At 72.3% G+C, this 19,862-nt stretch carries 14 protein-coding genes and 2 pseudogenes; 12 read left to right on the top strand and 4 right to left on the bottom strand.

Annotated features, from left to right (window positions below):
* Positions 1-514 precede the first annotated feature (514 nt).
* Entirely contained in the window at positions 515-1,078 is a 564-nt protein-coding gene (locus ACGH2B_RS06545; RefSeq protein ID WP_399085458.1) for a hypothetical protein, read from the bottom strand.
* Positions 1,079-1,346: 268 nt separating this feature from the next.
* Between ACGH2B_RS06545 and ACGH2B_RS06540 the strand changes: the two genes are divergently transcribed.
* Positions 1,347-2,105 carry a trimeric intracellular cation channel family protein gene (locus ACGH2B_RS06540; protein WP_399085455.1) on the top strand — a complete coding sequence of 253 codons (759 nt, stop codon included), beginning with the start codon at positions 1,347-1,349 and terminating at the stop codon, positions 2,103-2,105.
* Positions 2,106-2,230: 125 nt separating this feature from the next.
* On the top strand, positions 2,231-3,484 hold the full coding sequence (locus tag ACGH2B_RS06535) for an amidohydrolase family protein (protein ID WP_399085452.1): 1,254 nt from the start codon (positions 2,231-2,233) through the stop codon (positions 3,482-3,484).
* Between the two features lie 168 nt (positions 3,485-3,652).
* On the opposite strand, the gene ACGH2B_RS06530 is transcribed toward ACGH2B_RS06535, so the two are convergent.
* A complete protein-coding gene (locus tag ACGH2B_RS06530) occupies positions 3,653-3,874 on the bottom strand; it encodes a hypothetical protein (RefSeq protein ID WP_399097406.1) in 222 nt (73 codons plus the stop codon).
* On the opposite strand from ACGH2B_RS06530, the pseudogene ACGH2B_RS06525 reads away from it, so the two are divergent.
* The 3 genes and pseudogenes from ACGH2B_RS06525 to ACGH2B_RS06515 form a co-directional block, all read left to right on the top strand.
* Positions 3,792-4,259: pseudogene (locus tag ACGH2B_RS06525) on the top strand (alkaline phosphatase family protein); the annotation flags it as partial. The gene ACGH2B_RS06530 and the pseudogene ACGH2B_RS06525 overlap by 83 nt on opposite strands.
* A gap of 31 nt (positions 4,260-4,290) precedes the next feature.
* A pseudogene (locus tag ACGH2B_RS06520) lies at positions 4,291-4,449 on the top strand (phospholipase domain-containing protein); the annotation flags it as partial.
* 262 nt (positions 4,450-4,711) lie between these two features.
* Positions 4,712-5,353: a hypothetical protein gene (locus ACGH2B_RS06515; RefSeq protein ID WP_399085449.1), complete on the top strand. Its 642-nt coding sequence runs from the start codon at positions 4,712-4,714 to the stop codon at positions 5,351-5,353.
* Between the two features lie 356 nt (positions 5,354-5,709).
* On the opposite strand, the gene ACGH2B_RS06510 is transcribed toward ACGH2B_RS06515, so the two are convergent.
* Positions 5,710-6,867: a PQQ-dependent sugar dehydrogenase gene (locus ACGH2B_RS06510; RefSeq protein WP_399085446.1), complete on the bottom strand. Its 1,158-nt coding sequence runs from the start codon at positions 6,865-6,867 to the stop codon at positions 5,710-5,712.
* Between the two features lie 453 nt (positions 6,868-7,320).
* Complete coding sequence (locus ACGH2B_RS06505; protein WP_399085443.1) at positions 7,321-8,352, bottom strand: aldo/keto reductase; 1,032 nt, start codon at positions 8,350-8,352, stop codon at positions 7,321-7,323.
* A gap of 88 nt (positions 8,353-8,440) precedes the next feature.
* On the opposite strand from ACGH2B_RS06505, the gene ACGH2B_RS06500 reads away from it, so the two are divergent.
* The 7 genes from ACGH2B_RS06500 to ACGH2B_RS06470 all read left to right on the top strand — a co-directional run bounded on the left by ACGH2B_RS06500 (position 8,441) and on the right by ACGH2B_RS06470 (position 19,660).
* A complete protein-coding gene (locus ACGH2B_RS06500) occupies positions 8,441-9,418 on the top strand; it encodes a 2-hydroxyacid dehydrogenase (protein ID WP_399085441.1) in 978 nt (325 codons plus the stop codon).
* 291 nt (positions 9,419-9,709) lie between these two features.
* Positions 9,710-12,661 carry a putative bifunctional diguanylate cyclase/phosphodiesterase gene (locus ACGH2B_RS06495; RefSeq protein WP_399085438.1) on the top strand — a complete coding sequence of 984 codons (2,952 nt, stop codon included), beginning with the start codon at positions 9,710-9,712 and terminating at the stop codon, positions 12,659-12,661.
* A 207-nt stretch (positions 12,662-12,868) separates the two neighbouring features.
* Entirely contained in the window at positions 12,869-14,731 is a 1,863-nt protein-coding gene (locus ACGH2B_RS06490; RefSeq protein ID WP_399085435.1) for an acetolactate synthase large subunit, read from the top strand.
* A gap of 35 nt (positions 14,732-14,766) precedes the next feature.
* Positions 14,767-15,291, top strand: a complete 525-nt coding sequence (gene ilvN / locus ACGH2B_RS06485; protein WP_399085432.1) for an acetolactate synthase small subunit — start codon at positions 14,767-14,769, stop codon at positions 15,289-15,291.
* A 123-nt stretch (positions 15,292-15,414) separates the two neighbouring features.
* Positions 15,415-16,413 carry a ketol-acid reductoisomerase gene (ilvC, locus tag ACGH2B_RS06480; protein ID WP_399085429.1) on the top strand — a complete coding sequence of 333 codons (999 nt, stop codon included), beginning with the start codon at positions 15,415-15,417 and terminating at the stop codon, positions 16,411-16,413.
* A 280-nt stretch (positions 16,414-16,693) separates the two neighbouring features.
* Complete coding sequence (gene serA / locus ACGH2B_RS06475) at positions 16,694-18,292, top strand: phosphoglycerate dehydrogenase (protein ID WP_399085427.1); 1,599 nt, start codon at positions 16,694-16,696, stop codon at positions 18,290-18,292.
* A gap of 309 nt (positions 18,293-18,601) precedes the next feature.
* On the top strand, positions 18,602-19,660 hold the full coding sequence (locus ACGH2B_RS06470) for a PRC and DUF2382 domain-containing protein (RefSeq protein ID WP_399085424.1): 1,059 nt from the start codon (positions 18,602-18,604) through the stop codon (positions 19,658-19,660).
* The last annotated feature ends 202 nt before the right edge of the window (positions 19,661-19,862 follow it).

Genomic DNA, 19,862 nt, shown 5'->3' with positions numbered 1-19,862 from the left:
TCCGCCCGGCCCGAGGCCGCGGCAACTCGGTCCACGGGGAGCCGGGCTTGCGTACGGGAGGGGTGGGCACGTCGAGCGTCTTGGCCGGCCGAGGCACCAGGCGCAATCGCGCGGTGTGGTACCGCACAGCCACCTTGCCCTTGCCGGTGCGGCAGGGTGAACCAGCCGGGGCGGCGCAGTTGGACATCGGGCAGGCGCGCTTCAACGAGCGCGTACGGGTCGGCGGTCACCGCCAGATCGTTCTATGAAGGTGTCGCAGGAGACTCGCCGTTCGGAACAACTCGGAACAACCCATGGAACGTGATCGCCGCAGGTCGGGTGTCACGGGGCCGGGCGATTCACAGGCGAACACTTATGAAACGAGCTTGCTGCGGGCGCGGGCGCGGGCCGGGTCGGGTCGGCCTGACTGCGCTGAACGGCGTGGGACGGGATCGGTTGTCCCGTATCGCTCCTCCAGGTCCTCCTCGCCCTTCTTGGTGACCCGCGCCAGCCGCTTGCACAGCACGACACCAGCTCACCCCGTGCCCGCACATCCGCCACGTACAGCAGGCACAACCAGTAGCGCCGTCCGCTGCACGGCGCCGACCTTGCCCAGCTCGGCCGCGTCCAGCACCCGCGCCTGCCCCGGCGAAGTGCCCCACCTTCCCCAGCGGAACGCCTCCAGCCACGTCGCAGTCGGCCCCAGCAGCTCCAGCCGATCCAGGTAGGCAAGGTGTTCCCGCAGGTGTGACACCGTCGGCGCCTTCGCCGGCCGCTTCGGCTCGTCGAACCTGCTGCGCGAGCCGGACACCACCCGCGGCAGCCCGAGGATCCGGATGATGTCGGCGTCGACGAGCAGAGCGGCGATCTGTGCGAAGAACCGCGTGGTCACCTCGATGCGGATCTCCGAGGCCATCGCGTCCGGCGTGGTGCGGCCGGGCAGCTCCAGGCGCTCCTTGACCAGCCGCTCCAGCGCCACATCGATCAGGTCGGCCGGGTTGTCCTTGCCCTGCACCGCCCTCGCGGAGGTCCAGCCGCGGGGGAACGTCCGGGTACTCTTCGACCACGCCCGCCACCCCTCCCACCTGTGCCACGACAAGGGGTGACCGGCTGGAAACCACGTCACGTGATCTACAACTATTGACGATTGCTCTCGCGGAATCCGCCTATGGCTGCGCTCCTGGACCGGTTGGGGCGTCAACGTGCCGGCCAGGATGCGCAGCCCGGCCTCCTGATCGCCGGTCCGGATGAAGGCGGCGTCCGGCGCGTCCAGCACCGCGCGTACGCGGGGATCACGGGCGGACGGGCCGGCTCGCTGCGCCACGGGCCTTCATGCCGATGACCTGGGGTGTGCATACCGTGGCGTCATGTCATCGATGTTTTTCGCCGTGGCGGTTTCATCGGGTCTCGCCACGGCTACGCGGCTGCTCGACCTTGCAGGGGTGTTCGCGTGTGCCGTTCTGGGGGGAATCGTCGCCCGGCAGGAGGGCCTGGACCTGTTCGGCTTCCTCGCTGTCGGCATCACTTCCGGGCTCGGCGGCGGGCTGCTGCGAGACGTGCTGCTGCAGCACGGCACCCCGGTGGCGCTCACCGATTACGCATACCTGAGCACCTGCCTCGTCGGGATCCTGATCTCCTTCCTCGCGCGGATCAACGGGCCGGTCTGGGGGAACCTGTACACGGTTCTCGATGCCGCGGTCATCGGTTTCTGGTCGGTGGCGGGTGTCAACAAGACGCTGTCGGCCGGCCTGGGATGGCTTCCCGCCCTCCTGCTGGGCACCATCTCGGCCATCGGCGGCGGAGCCCTGCGCGACATCATCCTGGGCCGCCGGCCCGCGGTCTTCGGCGGCAACGGGCTATACGCCACCGTTGCCCTCGCGGTCTCCGGCACGACGGTGATCTGCTGGTACACCGGAGTCCCGCAGATCGGTACAGGACTGGGCATCCTCCTCGCCCTGGTGTTCCGGCTGGCCGCTGTGCACTTCGACTGGGCGCTGCCCGGCGGGCGCGACTGGCACCCGGCCGCACGACTCGCCGAAGTGCCCGACCATCTACGGCCTCAAGGCGCCCACCGACGCGACGACAGCCGACACCACCACCAGCGCGACGACCGGCCGCCCACCTGAACCGGCTGCAGCCATCCCACTTCAGCGACACCTGTTCGGCCGAACACACCGCGCGCCCGCCACGGCAGCACGCTGAGATGTCTCAAGGAGAATCCACTCGGGGCAGGGCGAGAGGCGTACCACCAATGGGAACTGGATCCGCACCCAGCGCCGAGGACATAGTGCTCGTGGCCGAAAAGGGCTGGGACGGGACGTCCGAACAGCCGACCGGACACATCGAAGTACGGATCAGCGACGGAAAGATCACCGACGTCGGCCCGCGCGTGGACCGTGGCGGCGCCCAAGTGATCGACCTCGGCGACCGCATGCTCCTGCCGGGCTTCATCGACTGCCACATACATTCTTCCCTCGACCCCGCCAACCTCCTCGAAGCCTCCGTCAACGAGTCCCCCGCGGAAGTCGCCCTCCGCAGCCTGCCGACGCTGAACTCGCTGGTCAACCGCGGTTTCACGACCGTGCGCGACCTGGCTGCCGCGGTATCCGAACCCGTCACCGTGTACCTGCGTGACGCCATCGAGCACGGCATCGTGCGAGGGCCGCGCATGATCGTCGCACCGCACATCATCTCCGCCCGGGCGGCGCACGGCGACATGTCGGGCCTCGTAGCCCCTGGCTACGGGCTGGACATCGGCGCGGTCGCCGACGGCCCCGCCGAGATCATGAGCATGGTCAGGAAGGAAGTCCGCTTCGGAGCCGAGTGGATCAAGTTCGGCGCCACCGGCGGTTTCGCCACCCCCTCCGACGACCCGTCACAGGTCACCTACAGCCAGGAAGAGATGAACGCCCTCGTCTCCACAGCCACGGACCTGGGCATCCCCTGCACCCCCCACGCCTACGGCGACGAAGGAGTACGCCGAGCCGTCGAGGCCGGCGTGCGGTCCATCGACCACGGCAACCTCGCCTCGGACGAGACCCTGGCCATGATGGAGGACAAGGGCGTCTTCCTCGTGCCCACCCAGTTCATGGTCAACGACGCGCTCGACAACCTGGACAACGAGGACTACTGGATCGGCAAGACAACCGCCGAACGCCGCAAGTTCCGCCACTACCACGACCAACTCCGAGCCTGCGCACGCACAGTCGCCGCCAGCAACGTCCGCATCGCCTTCGGCACCGACGCCGGCATGTTCCCCCACGACAACAACTGGCGCGAGTTCGGCGCCATGGTCAACAGCGGCATCACCCCCGTACGGGCCCTGCGAGCCGCCACCAGCACCGCCGCCGACCTCCTCCAGCGCCCCGACCTCGGCCGACTCGCCACCGGCTGCACCGCCGACGTCATCGCCATCCCCGGCGACCCGTTCCAAGACATCGACGCCACCGGCGCCGTCGACTTCGTCATCAAGGAAGGCACCACACTCCGCCTGCCCGAGTGTTGATCTTCTGTACCAGGGGCTGGTACGACCTGAAGATCAGCGGCTCAGCTCCACCAGGGCATCGGTGATCTCCGCCTGCCGGGACCAGCACAGGGCCGCGAGCAGCGTGACCTGTACGGCCTCGGCGGTATCGCGGAAATCCGAGGGGTACATCGTGATTGCCCGCGCTCGTCAGGCGGTCAGCATCGTCTCCGAACAGCCCGCGAACAATTCGGCCGGCAGCCCGAGCTTCCGTACGGCGTTCAGCTTGGTGATCTCCGTCAGCAGCGATTCCAGGCCCACCGCGCCCGTATGCCGCTCCAGCGCGGCCAGCAGAGACCTCCAGTACATCGGGGCGCTGAACCACGAGTGGGACGGCGGCGGCGAGGCGTGGAACGACGGCTGTTTGGACAACTGGGTCACCGCCAGGACCGCCGCCACCACGGCCCACTACGACCGCCGCGACATCCCGCTCCACCACGAGCCGGCCGACACCTTCACCGTCTGCGACGCGTACCACGCCGCCCTCCACTCCTCCACCAGCCCCAACCGCAACCACCTGGTCAGCGGCTGGACCGGCTTCGAGCCGGGCACCGGCAGGCGCGCGGTCGGCAACGACGCGTACGACAAGGACACCCGCCCCGGCTACACCTGGACGACGTACCCGGAGCGGCTGGAGAAGGCCGGGCGCAGTTGGCGCGCGTAGCAGGAGTGGGACAACTTCACCGACAACAACCTGGAGTTCTACGCCCGCTTCAAGGCGGTCGCGAAGAAGGCGCTGGTGAAGGTGGCCCCTCACCCCGCTCGCGTACGGCGGCGCCGCCCCGCGCACCCTGACGGTCCGGGCCGGCGCCACCCGCACCGTCGCCCATCCGGCGGGCGCCGCCCACGGCTGGTACGACCCGGCCCTGACGGTGGACGGGGACCCGTCGTTCCGGCGCCGGCTGATGGGCCACATCGAGGGCGGGGAGGAGCCGGTGACGGGGTGACGCCGCGTCAGGGGTACGCGGCCCGCTCCGGCGGGGCGCGCCCCGGGCGGTGCCGCGTGGGGCGGTGGCACGGGGCGCCGAGGACATCCCGTACGGGGTTGCGTACGGCTGAGGGGCGCCGGGGCGTGGCGTGACGGCGTGGGGCGCCGGGGCCTGCCGGACTGCCGTCGGCCCCCTGCCCGTCGGCTCCCTGTCCGTCCGCTGTCCCGGCGTTCATCCGACTCTCATCCGGCTCTCAGACGCGGCCCCTACGGTCGCGCCCATGGGAACGACCAGGACGACGACCGATGAGCGCGACGCGACGCGAACCGACGACCCGTCCGTGGCGGACGACACCGCCACCCCGGCCCCGGGGACGGAGGGGAGCACCGGGAAACCGGCCGGTGACGCCCAGGAGGGGGCGGTCCCGGCCGGAGACACCGACGCCGCCGACGCCGGGAGCGACGCCGACGCCGGGTCCGCCGGGAGCGCGGCGGAGCAGGACGAGGAGGGCGCGGGCCCCGAGTCGTCCGGTGTGAAGCGCGGCGCGGGTGCCGTCGTCGCCGCGGGGCTCGGCCTCGCCTCGGTGACCGGCACCTGGCTCGGCACGCTGCTCGCCGAACGGCAGACCCTGCTCGGGCAGATCAAGCTCCAGTCCGGCAAGGCCACCGACCAGATCGCCACGGTCTACGGGGCGCCCTGGCACACCACCGCGCTGATCAACGGCTTCTTCGCGGTCCTCGCGGTGGCCGTCGGCGCGGCGGTGCTCTTCAACCGGCCGCGCGCCACCTGGACGCGCGCCCTCGCCTGGGGCGGTCTCGCCCTCGGCGTCCTCGGGCTCCTCATCTCCGCGGGCATGTACTTCGACGTGCTGGCGAGCCTGCCCACCATCCCCAAGGCCCCCGCCCGGACCCCCGCGGGCTGACGCCCCGGCACCCCGCCCCGTACCCCGTCGTCACGGCGCCCGAAGGCCCACCGGCCCGTTCCGGTGGGCCTTCGGGCGATGGGAGAGGCGATGGGAGAGCGGGGCCGCCGTGCGAGCGGGCGCGGCGGGCCCGGGGCGGCGCGTGTGCGGTCCGGGGGTGCGCCCGGTGCCGTGCCGGTGGTCAGCGCCGGGCCTCGCGTCCGGCTCCGGCGTCCGGCCTCGCGTCCGGCTCCGGCGCCCCGCCTCCCGCCCGGGCCCGCGCGGCATCCGTGCCCTGCGCGGCATCCGTGCCCCGTTCGGCATCCGTTTCCCGCGCGGCGCCCCGACCGGCCCCGCGCCCGTATCCGCCCCCGCCCTCAGCCGACCGTCACCCGCAGAATCCGGTCGTCGCCCTTCCGGGGGCGGCCCCGGCCGTCGGTCTCGCCGGTCACCAGCCACAGCGCCCCGTCGTCCGCCGGGAGGACGGTCCGCAGCCGTCCGTAGCGCTTGGTGAGGAACGCCTGCGGGGCCGCCGCCGGTCGTGTGCCGTCCAGCGGGACGCGCCACAGCCGTTCGCCGCGGAGCGCGGCCATCCACAAGGACCCCTTGGCGTACGCCAGTCCGCTGGGCGAGGCGTCGGCGGGCTTCCAGGTCAGGACCGGGTCGACGTAGCCGCCGCCCGCCGGGCCCTTGCCCTCCCGGGCCGGCCAGCCGTAGTTACGGCCCGGCTCGATCAGGTTCAGCTCGTCCCAGGTGTCCTCGCCGAACTCCGAGGCCCACAGCCGCTTCGCGCCGTCCCAGGCGAGACCCTCCACATTGCGGTGGCCGTACGAGTACACCACCGAGCGGGGATCGGGGTTGCCCCGCGCGGGCGCCCCGTCCGGCGTCATCCGCAGGATCTTGCCCCCCAGGGACTTCCTGTCCTGCGCCAACTCCTCGCGGCCGGTCTCCCCGGTCGACGCGTAGAGCATCCGGTCCGGCCCGAAGGCGAGCCGGCCGCCGTTGTGGATACGGCCCTTGGGGATGGCCCGCAGCACCGTGCTGGGCGCCCCGAGCTGATCTCCGGGGCGCCGGGTGTCGTCGTAGCTCATCCGGACGATGCGGTTGTCGGAGGCGGTGGTGACGTACGCGTAGACGAGAGGGTCGCCGCGGAACGACGGGGAGACGGCCAGGCCCAGCAGCCCGCCCTCACCGCCCGGGGCGGTCCCGGGCACCGCACCCACCTCGGTCTTCCGGCCGTCGCGGGCCGAGACACGGGTGAGGGTGCCCTTGTCGCGGGAGCCGACCAGCAGATCACCGCCCGGCAGCGCGGCGACGCCCCAGGGGGAGTCGAGCCCGGTGGCCAGGGTGCGGGTCACCTCGGCCGATCCCTCGGCGGGCGGCGGGGAGACGTTCCGCTCCGGCCCGGTGACCGCGGCGGCGGACCGCTCCGGGGACGGCGCACCCGGGGCGGGCCCGGCCCCGTCGGCGGAGCACCCCGCCGCGAGGAGCAGCGCGGCGGCGGCCGTCACGGCGGTCGGAAGGCGGTGTGGCACGGCGGATTCCTCTCATCGGGGGAGCGGTGCACGGTGCGGGCCACGGCCCGGGGACGTACGCCGGGGACGGCGCGCACGCCGGACCGCACGCCCCCGAGCGCGCCGGACGCGCCGCCCGGGACGGGCCCCGCGGACGCCCGGGAACAGGCGGAGGGCCGCGAACGCCGGGGCGCCGCAGCCGCCCCTACGACGGCGCGGACGCCGGACCACCGGCCCCGCCCAAGAACACCACACCCGGTCCGCACCGCCCGGCGGCCGACACCGCGATTCCCTCCGCCGCCGCACGGAGCCCACCACGGCGGTGATACGCCCGACGTACCGTGCGCGTACGGGGCCGGGCGCGCGCCGCCCCGTTGCCGCGCGCTCGGGCGCCGCCCCCGGGGTCACCGTCCCGGGCCCGGCGGTCACGGATGCGGCCGGCCGGCGGTCACGGACACGGGCACCGCACCGGCGTCAGTACCAGGACCCCCGGGCAGGCGGCAGCGCGGCGATCTCCGCCAGGTCCGCGCGGTCCAGCACCAGGTCGGCGGCGTTGGCGTTCTGCGCCGCCCACCGTTCTTTCTTCGTCCCCGGTACGGGCACCACATGGCGGCCCTGCGCCAGCACCCAGGCCAGCGCGACCTGGCCCGGCGTCGCGCCGTACCGGGCGCCGACCCGGCGCAGCCCGGCCACCACCGGCTGGTTCGCCGCCATCATCTCGGCGGTGAAACGCGGGTGACGGGCCCGGATGTCCGCCGGCTCGAAGCCCTGGCCAGGGGTGAGGGTGCCGGTCAGATAGCCGTTGCCCAGCGGCATCGCGGCGAGGAAGCCGACGCCCCGCGACTCGCACCACGGCACCAGCTCGTCCAGCGCCTCCGGCGACCACACCGACAGCTCCGCCTGCACACTGCTGACCGGGAAGATCTGCTGGATACGCTCCAGTTGACGCATCGTCACCTGATGGGTGCGGGCCCCGGGGCGCCGCCCGCCACCGGGCACCGGCCGGTCCGTCCGCACCGGACGCAGCGCCCGCGCGCCCACCGCGCACAGCCCCAGGGACCGCACCTTCCCCGCCGCCACCAACTGCGCCATCGCCCCCCAGGTCTCCTCGATCGGCACCTCCGGGTCCGCCCGGTGCAACTGGTACAGATCGATGTGATCGGTACGCAGCCGCCGCAGCGAGGCGTCGCAGGCGCGCTTGACGTAGCCGGGCCGCCCGTTGGCGACGATGTGCTGCTCGCCCACGAGCAGCCCGCACTTGGTCGAGACGAACGCGTCCGCGCGCCGCTCCTGGAGTACCCGGCCCACCAGCAGCTCGTTGGTGAACGGCCCGTACATGTCGGCGGTGTCCAGCAGGCTGCACCCCCGGTCGAGCGCGGTGTGCACGGCCCGCAACGAACTCCCGAAATCCCGCTGCGACTCGGTGTACCCCCAGCTCATCGGCATGCAGCCGAGCCCGATCGCCCCTACTTCGAGCGTTGCCGCGCCGATCGTCCTGCGCTCCACCTGCGTCGTGCCTCCGTCCCCTCGCCCCCGGTCAAGGGCCAGACCAAACTAACGTCTGGAGGAACGGTCCTTCGCATAGCCTCGGAGCATGGCAACCGCAGATCCGCACGGCGCCCCGCACGACGTCTGGCTCCCGATTCCCCCGGAAGAGATCGACGGTCTCCCCGAGGGCCTGAACTACGTCCACTGGGACGCGGACCCCGAGTACCCCGCCGACCCGGCCCGGTGCGTGTTCTACACCGTCCCGTACATGAAGGACACGGCGACATCGCTGCGGCCGCTCGCCCGGATGAGCGGCGTCCGGGTCGTGCAGACGCTGACCGCCGGCGTCGAGTACATCCTGCCCGCACTGGACGGACTGCCGGCCGGCGCCCGCCTCTGCAACGCCCGTGGACTGCACGACGCCAGCACCGCCGAGCTGGCGCTGACACTCATCCTGGCCGCGCTCCGCGACATCCCCGGCTTCGTCCGCGCCCAGGACGCGGGGGAGTGGGCCCACGGATTCCGGCCCGCGCTCGCCGACAAATCCGTTCTCATCGTGGGGTACGGATCGATCGGCAGTGCCATCGAGGACCGGCTCACTCCCTTCGAGTGCGCGCGGGTGACGCGCCTCGCGCGCACCGCTCGTGAGACCGTGCGCGGTCCTGTGCATCCACTCTCCGCGCTCGACACGCTCCTGCCGGACGCCGATGTGGTCGTCCTGGCCACCCCGCTCACCGACGACACCCGTGGCCTGGCAGGACGCGCCTTTCTGGCCCGCATGAAGGACGGCGCCCTGCTGGTGAACGTCGCGCGCGGCGGGGTCGTGGACACGGCCGCGCTGCTCGCCGAGGTGACGTCCGGACGTCTGCGGGCAGCACTCGACGTGACCGATCCGGAACCTCTCCCGGCCGGACACCCGCTGTGGCGCGCCCCCGGCGTGCTCATCACTCCACACGTCGGGGGCTCCAGCTCTGCCTTTCTGCCCCGTGCGAAGCGCCTCCTGCGCGACCAGCTGACCCTTTTCGCCACCGGCCGGCCGCTGCGGAACACCATCGCCACGGCGGAGCGGAATGCCGAAGGGTAGCGCTACGGGGCCGTATGAATGCGCTGCGTGTCTGCACTTCACGCATAGTCACGCTCTGTAGAGAACCTATATCCCTGAGTGACCGATCTGGTGTATCGTCCCGAGCGGGGAAGGCGCCGGCGAGGCAAGCGGCGCCCGTGAAGCATCCGGAACGCGAGGGGGGCGACGGGCGATGTACGGCCGATGGGCACACCGCGAGACACGCGATCCACGAGCACCGGGAGGGACGGGGCAGCGGCCCCCGGTGCGCCGACCGCGTCACAGCCGGACCACGACGTGCGGGAGGGCCCGGTGAGCGCCCCGGGCGCGGTGCTCTCCCGGCCGCCCCTGCCCGCCGACCGGCCCCCGAGCCTGCTGCCGCAGATCGCCCTCGCGGTGGTCTGCGGGGGGTACGCCCTCGGCTCCGCCTTCGGCTGGGGATCCTCCGAACTCGCACTGATCATGGGCGACTTCGGGCTCAGCTTCGCCGCGCTGGTGGCCGCTGTCTCCTGCGCGCTGTACGCCTGCCGGACCGACCGTCACGCCCGCCCCGCCTGGGTGCTCTTCGCCCTCTCCTCGGCGATGGCCGCGCTCGGCAACGCCATCTGGGGCTGGTACGAGGCCGTCCGGGGCGTCCCGGTGCCCAGCCCCTCCGCGGCCGACTTCTGCTTCCTGCTCTTCGCGCCGCCCGCCATCGTCGGCCTGCTGGTGCTCGCCAAGCGGCCGGTCACCCGCGCCGGCTGGGTCTGCCTGGGCCTGGACTCCTGGCTGATCGGCGGCTCCCTGCTCACCCTCTCCTGGAGCCTGGCCCTCGCCAACACCGCCCACTTCCAGGGCCGTTCGGTCGCCCGGTGCGCGCTGGCGCTGGCCTATCCCCTGCTGGACATCGTGCTGGTGAGCATGGTCCTCGCCCTGCACTTCCGGCGCTCGTGCGGCCAGCGCTCGGCGGTCAACACCGCCATCGCCGCCCTCGCCCTGACGGTGCTGTGCGACGCGCTGTTCACCTCTCCGCTGCTGCGCGAGCACTACCGCTCCGGCCAGATCCTCGACGCCGGATGGTTCGCCGGGTCGGTCCTCCTCGCCTACGCCCCCTGGTTCACCCGCCGCGTCGCGGGGGACACCGCCGAGGACGCCGGACGGCTGCCGTGCCCCGCCCCGTACCCCGGCGCCCGCCCGCTCGCCGGCTCGCTGGGGGCCCTCGCCCCGTACCTCGCCGCCGCGGTGTGCACCCTCGGCATCCTCACCAACGTCCTCGACGGACAGCGCCTCGACCGCGTCGTCCTCTTCACCGGCTGCACGGTCGTGCTCGCCCTCGTCGTCCGCCAGGGCATCGTGCTGCTCGACAACCTCACCCTCACCCAGGAGCTGGCGCAGAAGGAGAACCACTTCCGCTCCCTGGTGCAGGGCTCCAGCGACGTCATCATGATCGCCGCGCCCAGCGGTGTGCTGCGCTACGTCAGCCCCGCCGCCGCCGGGGTCTACGGCCGCGACGCGGAGGAGCTGGTCGGCTCCGAACTCTCCGCGCTCATCCACCCCGAGGACCTCGGCCGGTTCCTCCACGAGGTCCGCCGCTTCCTCGCCGCCGACCCCCGCGACGAGCCCACCACCCGTATCGAATGCCGCTTCCGCGCCGGTGCCCGGCGGCCGGGCGGAGGGGGCACCTCCCGCTCGGGCGAAGCCGGGAGCGGGGGAGGCTGGCTCAACGTCGAATCCACCGTCAACCGCCACCACGGCGGCCTGATCTTCAACTCCCGGGACGTCACCGAGCGGGTCCGCCTCCAGGCGCAGCTCCAGCACAACGCCTCCCACGACGCCCTCACCGACCTGCCCAACCGCGCCCTGTTCACCGAGCGCGTCAGCAAGGCGCTGGCCGGCCGCCGCGCCGGGGACCACGGCACCGCCGTGCTCTACATCGACCTCGACGGCTTCAAGCAGGTCAACGACACCATCGGCCACCAGGCGGGCGACGAACTGCTCATCCAGGCCGCCCGGCGGCTCGGCGACTCGGTGCGCTCCGGCGACATAGCGGCCCGGCTGGGCGGTGACGAATTCGCCGCCCTGATCACCGGCGACGCCACCTGCGACCCCGCCACCCGGGAGTTCCGCATCCACGAGATCGCCGACCGGCTCCGCGTCACGCTCTCCGAGCCGTACCGCATCGAGGGGCGGGACGTCCGGGTCGCCGCCAGCATCGGGGTGGCCTTCGCCGAGCCCGGCATCACCCCGGCCGGTCTGATGCGCAACGCCGACCTCGCGATGTACCGCGCCAAGCAGGCCGGGAAGGGCCGCGTCGAGCTGTACGCCCCGCAACTGCAGGCCGAGGTGACGCGCCGCGCCGAGCTGGCCACCCGGCTGCGCAGCGCGCTGCACGACGGCGAGTTCCTGCTGCTGCACCAGCCGGTGGTCGAGCTGGCCACCGGCCGGGTCACCGCCGTCGCCGCGCACGCCCGGTGGCGCTCCGCCCAGGGCATCCTGTTCACCCCGGCGGAGTTCCTGCGGGTCGGCGAGCGCGGACGGCTCGCGGAGGACGGCGGCGACCGCACCGCGGAGCTGTGCCGCTGGCACCTGGAGGCCGCCATCGAGCAGGCCGCCGCCCGGCACCGCGCCGGTCACCGCGTCCCGGTCGGCGTCCGGCTCTCCGCCCGCCGCCTCCTCGACCACTCCCTGCCGCCCCGGACCGTCGAAACGCTCCTCGCCCGGCACGGCCTGCCCTCCGGCGCGCTCGTCCTGGAGCTGTCCGAGAGCGATGCCCGCACCCCGCTGGACGAGCTGGAGCGGCGCCTGGTCGCACTGCGCCGGCTCGGCGTCCGTATCGCGCTCGACGGCTTCGGCAGCGGGTACGCCGCGATCGGCGCGCTGCGCCGGCTCCCCATCGACGTCCTCCGGCTCGACCGCGGACTGATCGACGGCGTGGCGGAGTCCGCCCGGCTGCACAAGATCACGGCCGGTCTGCTGCGGATCGCCTCCGACCTCGGGATGCAGTCGGTCGCCGAGGGCGTCGATCTGCCCGAGCAGGTGCTCGCCCTGCGTGCGATGGGGTGCACCCACGGCCAGGGCGCCGCCTTCTCCGGGCCGCTCGACGAACACCGGCTGCGCCGCGTCCTGACGGCCGGTTCCACTCCGCTGCCGAGCCCGGCGGGTCCGAGCCGCTCGGTGGTGCTGACCGGCAGTGGCCTGCCCGTTCGGCACGGCGGGTCGGGTCCCGACGCCATCGTTCACCCCCCGCTCCGCTCACATAGTGAGACCTCCGTCCCACCCACTTGACACTCACGGCGCGCCGGGGGGAGGGTCAGTGCCATGCGCACCCGAATTCTCGTACTTGGACAGCGCGTCGGCTGAAGCTGGGCAACGATGAAGCCCATCTGACCGCACCGACGCGCTCCCCTCGCTTGCCTCCCGGCACGAGGGGTTTTTTGTTGCACCAGACCTCCCAAACCCCGCCAAAACCCTCAGCTTCGAGAAGAGACGCAGATGACCGAGCAGGCCACCGGGGCCCACCATCCGCAGCCGCGGACCCGCCACGCCCAAGGGACGCAGCGCGCCGCCGCCGTCGAGCACGTCACGGGTGCGCAGTCCCTCATCCGCTCTCTGGAGGAGGTCGGGGCCGACACGGTGTTCGGTATTCCCGGCGGTGCGATCCTCCCGGCGTACGACCCGATGATGGACTCCGCCAAGGTCCGCCACGTGCTGGTGCGGCACGAGCAGGGCGCGGGCCACGCCGCCGTCGGATACGCGCAGGCCACCGGCAAGGTCGGCGTCTGCATGGCCACCTCGGGCCCCGGGGCCACCAACCTCGTCACGCCGATCGCCGACGCCCACATGGACTCCGTCCCGATGGTCGCGATCACCGGGCAGGTCGCCTCCGGCGCGATCGGCACGGACGCCTTCCAGGAGGCGGACATCTGCGGCATCACGATGCCGATCACCAAGCACAACTTCCTGGTCACCGACCCCGCCGAGATCCCGCGGACGATCGCCGAGGCGTTCCACATCGCGTCCACCGGCCGCCCCGGACCGGTCCTCGTCGACATCGCCAAGGACGCGATGCAGGCGCAGACCACCTTCGCCTGGCCGCCCCACACCGAACTGCCCGGCTACCGCCCGGTGACCAAGCCGCACGCCAAGCAGATCCGCGAGGCGGCCCGGCTGATCGTCGAATCCAAGCGCCCGGTGCTCTACGTCGGCGGCGGCGTGATGAAGGCGGGCGCCACGGCGGAGCTGAAGGTGCTGGCCGAGCTGACCGGCGCGCCCGTCACCACCACGCTGATGGCGCTCGGCTCGTTCCCCGACACCCACCCGCAGCACGTCGGCATGCCCGGTATGCACGGCTCGGTCACCGCCGTCACCGCGCTGCAGAAGTCCGACCTGCTGATCACCCTCGGCGCCCGCTTCGACGACCGCGTCACCGGCAAGCTGGACTCCTTCGCCCCGTACGCCAAGGTCATCCACGCCGACATCGACCCGGCGGAGATCGGCAAGAACCGCGTCGCGGACGTGCCGATCGTCGGGGATGCCCGCGAGGTCATCGCCGATCTGATCGTCGCCGTCCAGGCGGAGCACGAGGCGGGCCACCGCGGTGACCACGCCGCCTGGTGGGCCGACCTCAACCGCTGGCGCGAGACGTACCCGCTGGGCTACGAACTCCCCGAGGACGGCAGCCTCTCCCCGCAGCAGGTCATCCAGCGGATCGGCCGGCTCGCCCCGGAGGGCACCATCTACGCCGCGGGCGTCGGCCAGCACCAGATGTGGGCCGCCCACTTCATCGACTACGACCAGCCCTCGACGTGGCTCAACTCCGGCGGCGCCGGGACGATGGGCTACGCCGTCCCCGCCGCGATGGGCGCCAAGGCGGGCATGCCCGACCGCACCGTCTGGGCGATCGACGGCGACGGCTGCTTCCAGATGACCAATCAGGAACTGACCACCTGTGCGCTGAACAACATCCCGATCAAGGTCGCGATCATCAACAACGGCGCGCTCGGCATGGTCCGCCAGTGGCAGACGCTCTTCTACAACCAGCGCTACTCCAACACCGTGCTGCACAGCGGTCCCGACGCCGGGCCCACGGACGAGAAGCCGCGCGGCACCCGCGTCCCGGACTTCGTCAAGCTGTCCGAGGCGATGGGCTGTGTCGCACTGCGCTGCGAGGACCCGGCCGAGCTGGACGACGTCATCGCCCGGGCCAACGCCATCAACGACCGCCCGGTGGTGATCGACTTCATCGTCCACGAGGACGCGCAGGTCTGGCCGATGGTGGCCGCCGGCACCTCCAACGACGAGGTCATGGCCGCCCGGGGCGTCCGTCCCGACTTCGGCGACAGCGCGGACGACTGAGCCCAGGACGTCACGGAAGATAGAGAGAAGACGACATGTCCAAGCACACGCTCTCCGTCCTGGTGGAGAACACCCCCGGCATCCTCGCCCGGATCGCCGCGCTGTTCTCCCGCCGCGGCTTCAACATCGACTCGCTCGCGGTCGGTGTCACCGAACACCCCGACATCTCCCGCGTCACGATCGTGGTGAGTGTCGAGTCGCTCCCCCTCGAACAGGTCACCAAGCAGCTCAACAAGCTCGTCAACGTCCTGAAGATCGTCGAGCTGGAGCCGGGCCACGCCATCCAGCGTGAACTCGTCCTGGTGAAGGTCCGCGCCGACAACGAGACCCGTTCGCAGATCGTCGAGATCGTCCAGCTCTTCCGGGCCAAGACCGTCGACGTCTCGCCCGAGGCCGTCACGATCGAGGCCACCGGCTCCAGCGACAAGCTGGAGGCGATGCTCAAGATGCTGGAGCCGTTCGGCATCAAGGAGCTGGTGCAGTCCGGCACCATCGCCATAGGGCGCGGCGCCCGGTCCATCACCGACCGTTCGCTGCGGGCCCTGGACCGCACGGCCTGATCCCGCGCGGGCGCCGCCCGGCCGCGGCGCCCGCCACCCGCTCGCATCGCGAGACCCGCAAACCTTCCGTATCCCGCCCGACGTACTGTGTGGGCACCCGCTAGATCCAAGGAGAGACCCCAAGTGGCCGAGCTGTTCTACGACGACGATGCCGACCTGTCCCTCATCCAGAACCGCAAGGTCGCGGTCCTCGGTTACGGCAGCCAGGGCCACGCCCACGCGCTGTCGCTGCGTGACTCGGGTGTCGACGTGCGCGTCGGCCTGCACGAGGGCTCCAAGTCCAAGGCGAAGGCCGAGGAGCAGGGCCTGCGCGTCGTCACCCCCGCCGAGGCGGCGGCCGAGGCCGACGTGATCATGATCCTGGTGCCGGACCCGATCCAGGCGAAGGTCTACGAGGAGTCCGTCAAGGACAACCTCAAGGACGGCGACGCCCTGTTCTTCGGCCACGGCCTCAACATCCGCTACGGCTTCATCAAGGCCCCGGCCGGTGTGGACGTCTGCATGGTCGCCCCCAAGGGCCCCGGCCACCTGGTCCGCCGCCAGTACGAGGAAGGCCGCGGCGTGCCCTGCATCGCCGCCGTCGAGCAGGACGCCTCCGGCAACGCCTTCGCGCTGGCCCTCTCGTACGCCAAGGGCATCGGCGGCACCCGCGCCGGCGTCATCAAGACCACCTTCACCGAGGAGACCGAGACCGACCTCTTCGGCGAGCAGGCCGTGCTGTGCGGCGGTGCCGCCGCGCTGGTCAAGGCCGGTTTCGAGACCCTGGTCGAGGCGGGCTACCAGCCCGAGATCGCGTACTTCGAGTGCCTGCACGAGCTGAAGCTCATCGTGGACCTCATGTACGAGGGCGGCCTGGAGAAGATGCGCTGGTCGATCTCCGAGACCGCCGAGTGGGGCGACTACGTCACCGGCCCGCGGATCATCACCGACCAGACCAAGGCCGAGATGAAGAAGGTCCTGGGCGAGATCCAGGACGGCACCTTCGCCAACAACTGGATGGCCGAGTACAACGCCGGTCTGCCGAAGTACAACGAGTACAAGAAGGCCGACGAGAACCACCTCCTGGAGACCACCGGCAAGCAGCTCCGCAAGCTGATGAGCTGGGTCGACGACGAGGCGTGAGCATCGGGGTGACGGGGGCCGCGGCACAGTCCGCGGCCCCCGTCACCCATGCGGCCACCTGCCCGCCGGCGCGGGCAGGTGGCCGCCTTGTCCACCGCGTAGAACCCCGCACGGGTGATCCTTACGCTCCGGCGCAGGGCACGCCCCGGGCCGCCACTACACTGCCAGGCACAAGCGCGTCAGGCTCACAACGTCGTGCGTCTTCACGCGGCTGCCCCCTTCACCGCCTTCGGCCGTCGGGACGGCCGTCCGCGAAGGACTAGTGAGGACTGAACACCACGTGAGCACCTCTCCTGCCAAACCCGTCGTACTCATCGCCGAGGAACTGTCGCCCGCGACCGTCGACGCGCTCGGCCCCGACTTCGAGATCCGGCACTGCAACGGCGCCGACCGCGCTGAGCTGCTGCCCGCCATCGCCGAGGTCGACGCGATCCTCGTGCGCTCCGCGACGAAGGTCGACGCCGAGGCGATCGCCGCCGCGACGAGGCTGAAGGTCGTCGCCCGCGCGGGCGTGGGCCTGGACAACGTCGACGTCTCCGCCGCCACCAAGGCCGGCGTGATGGTCGTCAACGCCCCCACCTCCAACATCGTCACCGCCGCCGAGCTGGCCTGCGGTCTGCTGGTGGCCACCGCGCGCAACATCCCGCAGGCCAACACCGCGCTGAAGAACGGCGAGTGGAAGCGGAGCAAGTACACCGGCGTCGAGCTGAGCGAGAAGACCCTCGGCGTCGTCGGCCTCGGCCGGATCGGTGTGCTGGTCGCGCAGCGGATGTCGGCGTTCGGCATGAAGGTCGTCGCCTACGACCCGTACGTCCAGCCGGCCCGCGCCGCGCAGATGGGCGTCAAGCTCCTCTCGCTGGACGAGCTGCTGGAGGTCTCGGACTTCATCACCGTGCACCTGCCGAAGACCCCCGAGACGGTCGGTCTGATCGGCGACGAGGCGCTGCACAAGGTCAAGCCGACGGTCCGGATCGTCAACGCCGCGCGGGGCGGCATCGTCGACGAGACGGCCCTCGCCGCCGCCCTCAAGGAGGGCCGGGTGGCCGGCGCCGGTCTCGACGTCTACGCCTCCGAGCCCTGCACCGACTCGCCGCTGTTCGAGTTCGACCAGGTCGTGGCGACGCCGCACCTCGGTGCCTCGACGGGTGAGGCGCAGGAGAAGGCCGGTATCGCGGTGGCCCGTTCGGTGCGGCTCGCGCTCGCCGGTGAGCTGGTGCCGGACGCCGTCAACGTCCAGGGCGGTGTGATCGCCGAGGACGTCAAGCCGGGACTGCCGCTGGCCGAGCGGCTGGGCCGGATCTTCACCGCGCTCGCCGGTGAGGTCGCGGTCCGCCTCGACGTCGAGGTGTACGGCGAGATCACCCAGCACGACGTCAAGGTGCTCGAACTCTCCGCGCTCAAGGGCGTGTTCGAGGACGTCGTCGACGAGACCGTGTCGTACGTCAACGCCCCGCTGTTCGCGCAGGAGCGCGGCGTGGAGGTGCGGCTGACGACCAGCAGCGAGTCGGCCGAGCACCGGAACGTCGTGACGGTCCGCGGCACCCTCGCCGACGGCCAGGAGGTGTCGATCTCCGGCACGCTCTCCGGCCACCGCAACACCCAGAAGGTCGTCGCCGTCGGGGAGCACTCCATCGACCTGGCGCTCGCCGACCACATGGCGTTCCTGCACTACGGCGACCGTCCCGGTGTCGTCGGCACCGTCGGCCGGATCCTCGGTGAGGCCGGGATCAACATCGGCGGGATGCAGGTCTCGCGGGCGGACGTGGGCGGCGAGGCGCTGGTGGCGCTGACCGTCGACGACACCATCCCGGCGAGCGTGCTCGCGGAGATCGCCGAGGAGATCGGCGCCTCGTCGGCGCGCGCGGTGAACCTCGGCTGAGCCTGCCGGCCCCGGACGGGCCCGGATTCCGCTGCGGCGGGGTCCGGGCCCGTCCGCGTGCCGGCCCGCGATCCGGGCGGCGGGCCGCGAACGGTGCGCCGCCGCCCGGGTGAGCGGCCAGGCGGGGACCGGCACAGGTCGTTCACCCGAATGGAGTAGTGGCCGGGGTGGGCGGGAGCGCCGTCAGGACCGTCCCGGGGGCCCCGGAGCCGCCGGGCGGGCCCGTTCCCGAGTCGCTGCGCGGGTCGGGGCGACGCGCAATGGGAAATGCGCGTGCCCCCTCCGGCGCGTGCGGAAGGAGAAGACGCCATGAATGCACCCCTGGGTGGCACCCCGCAGGACCTCACCGGCCTGAACGTGGTCGATGCGGAGGGCGCCAAGGTGGGCTCGGTCCAGCAGGTCTACCGGGACGACGCCACCAACGAACCGGAGTGGATCACGGTGCGGACCGGGCTGTTCGGCATGAAGGAGACCTTCATCCCGCTCGCCGGGGCCCGGCGGGTCGACGACGAACTGCACGTTCCGCACACGAAGGAAACCATCAAGGAGGCGCCGCGGATCGACGCGGACGGGCACCTCGACCCCTCCGAGGAGGACGAGCTCTACCGCCACTACGGGCTGACCCGGCCGGGGACGACCGGCGGCCCCGCAGGCTCCGACACCGGCAGTCCGGCCGGAACGACGACCGGTACGACGGGCACGATGAAGGGCACCGGCACCGGGGGCGGCGTGGCCGCCGGGACCGCGGCGGGCGGCGCCGCCGGATTCGCCGCCGCCAAGGGGACGGGCCGCACCCGGGCAGGGGAGCGCGACCGCACGATGGCCGAGGGCGAGCACGCCGCCCGCACCGAGCACACCGGCCGGCCGATGGCCGGTGCCGGGGCCGGCGGCGGGATGGCGATGTCCCGCGGCCGTGCGGAGGGCGAGGCCACGGGGACCGGCAAGATCCGCGAGCAGAACCCCGAGATCGTGCTCTCCGAGGAGCGGATGCAGATCGGCACCGAGGAGCACGAGGCCGGTCGGGCGCATCTGCGCAAGCACGTGGTGACCGAGGACGTGCACCGCACCGTCCCCGTCAGCCATGAGGAGGTGCGGCTGGTCCGCGAGAAGATCAGCGACGAGGAACGGATGCGCGGGCGCACCGCGCCGCGGCTCGGCGAAGGCGAGGTCGAGGTCGTCCTCCACGAGGAGGAAGCGGTGGTCACCAAGCGGACCGTGCCGGTGGAGCGTGTACGGCTGGAGACCGAACGGGTCACCGTGCAGCAGGAGATCAACACCGAACTCCGCAAGGAGGAAGTGGAGTTCGACGACGGTACGTCCACCCGGAAGGGGGGCCGGAAGGGGCCGGGGCCGGAACGCCTCCGCTGACGGGACGGGGCGTCGCACCCGGGGAGCGGCGGGGGCCGGGCGACCGGCCCCCGCCCGCCTGAGGCTCTGTCTGCTTGGGGCTCCGCCCGCTTGGGGCTGCCGTACGGGCGCGCCCCGTACGGCTCGGACGGCCAGGGCGCCGGGCCCGGCACGGCGCACACCGCCCGCCGCGGACGGCGCCCACCCCGGATGTCCACCCGCG

Source organism: Streptomyces sp. BBFR2, from assembly GCF_044497305.1.
Lineage (GTDB): Bacteria > Actinomycetota > Actinomycetes > Streptomycetales > Streptomycetaceae > Streptomyces.
This window is presented reverse-complemented; position numbering and strand designations above follow the sequence as displayed.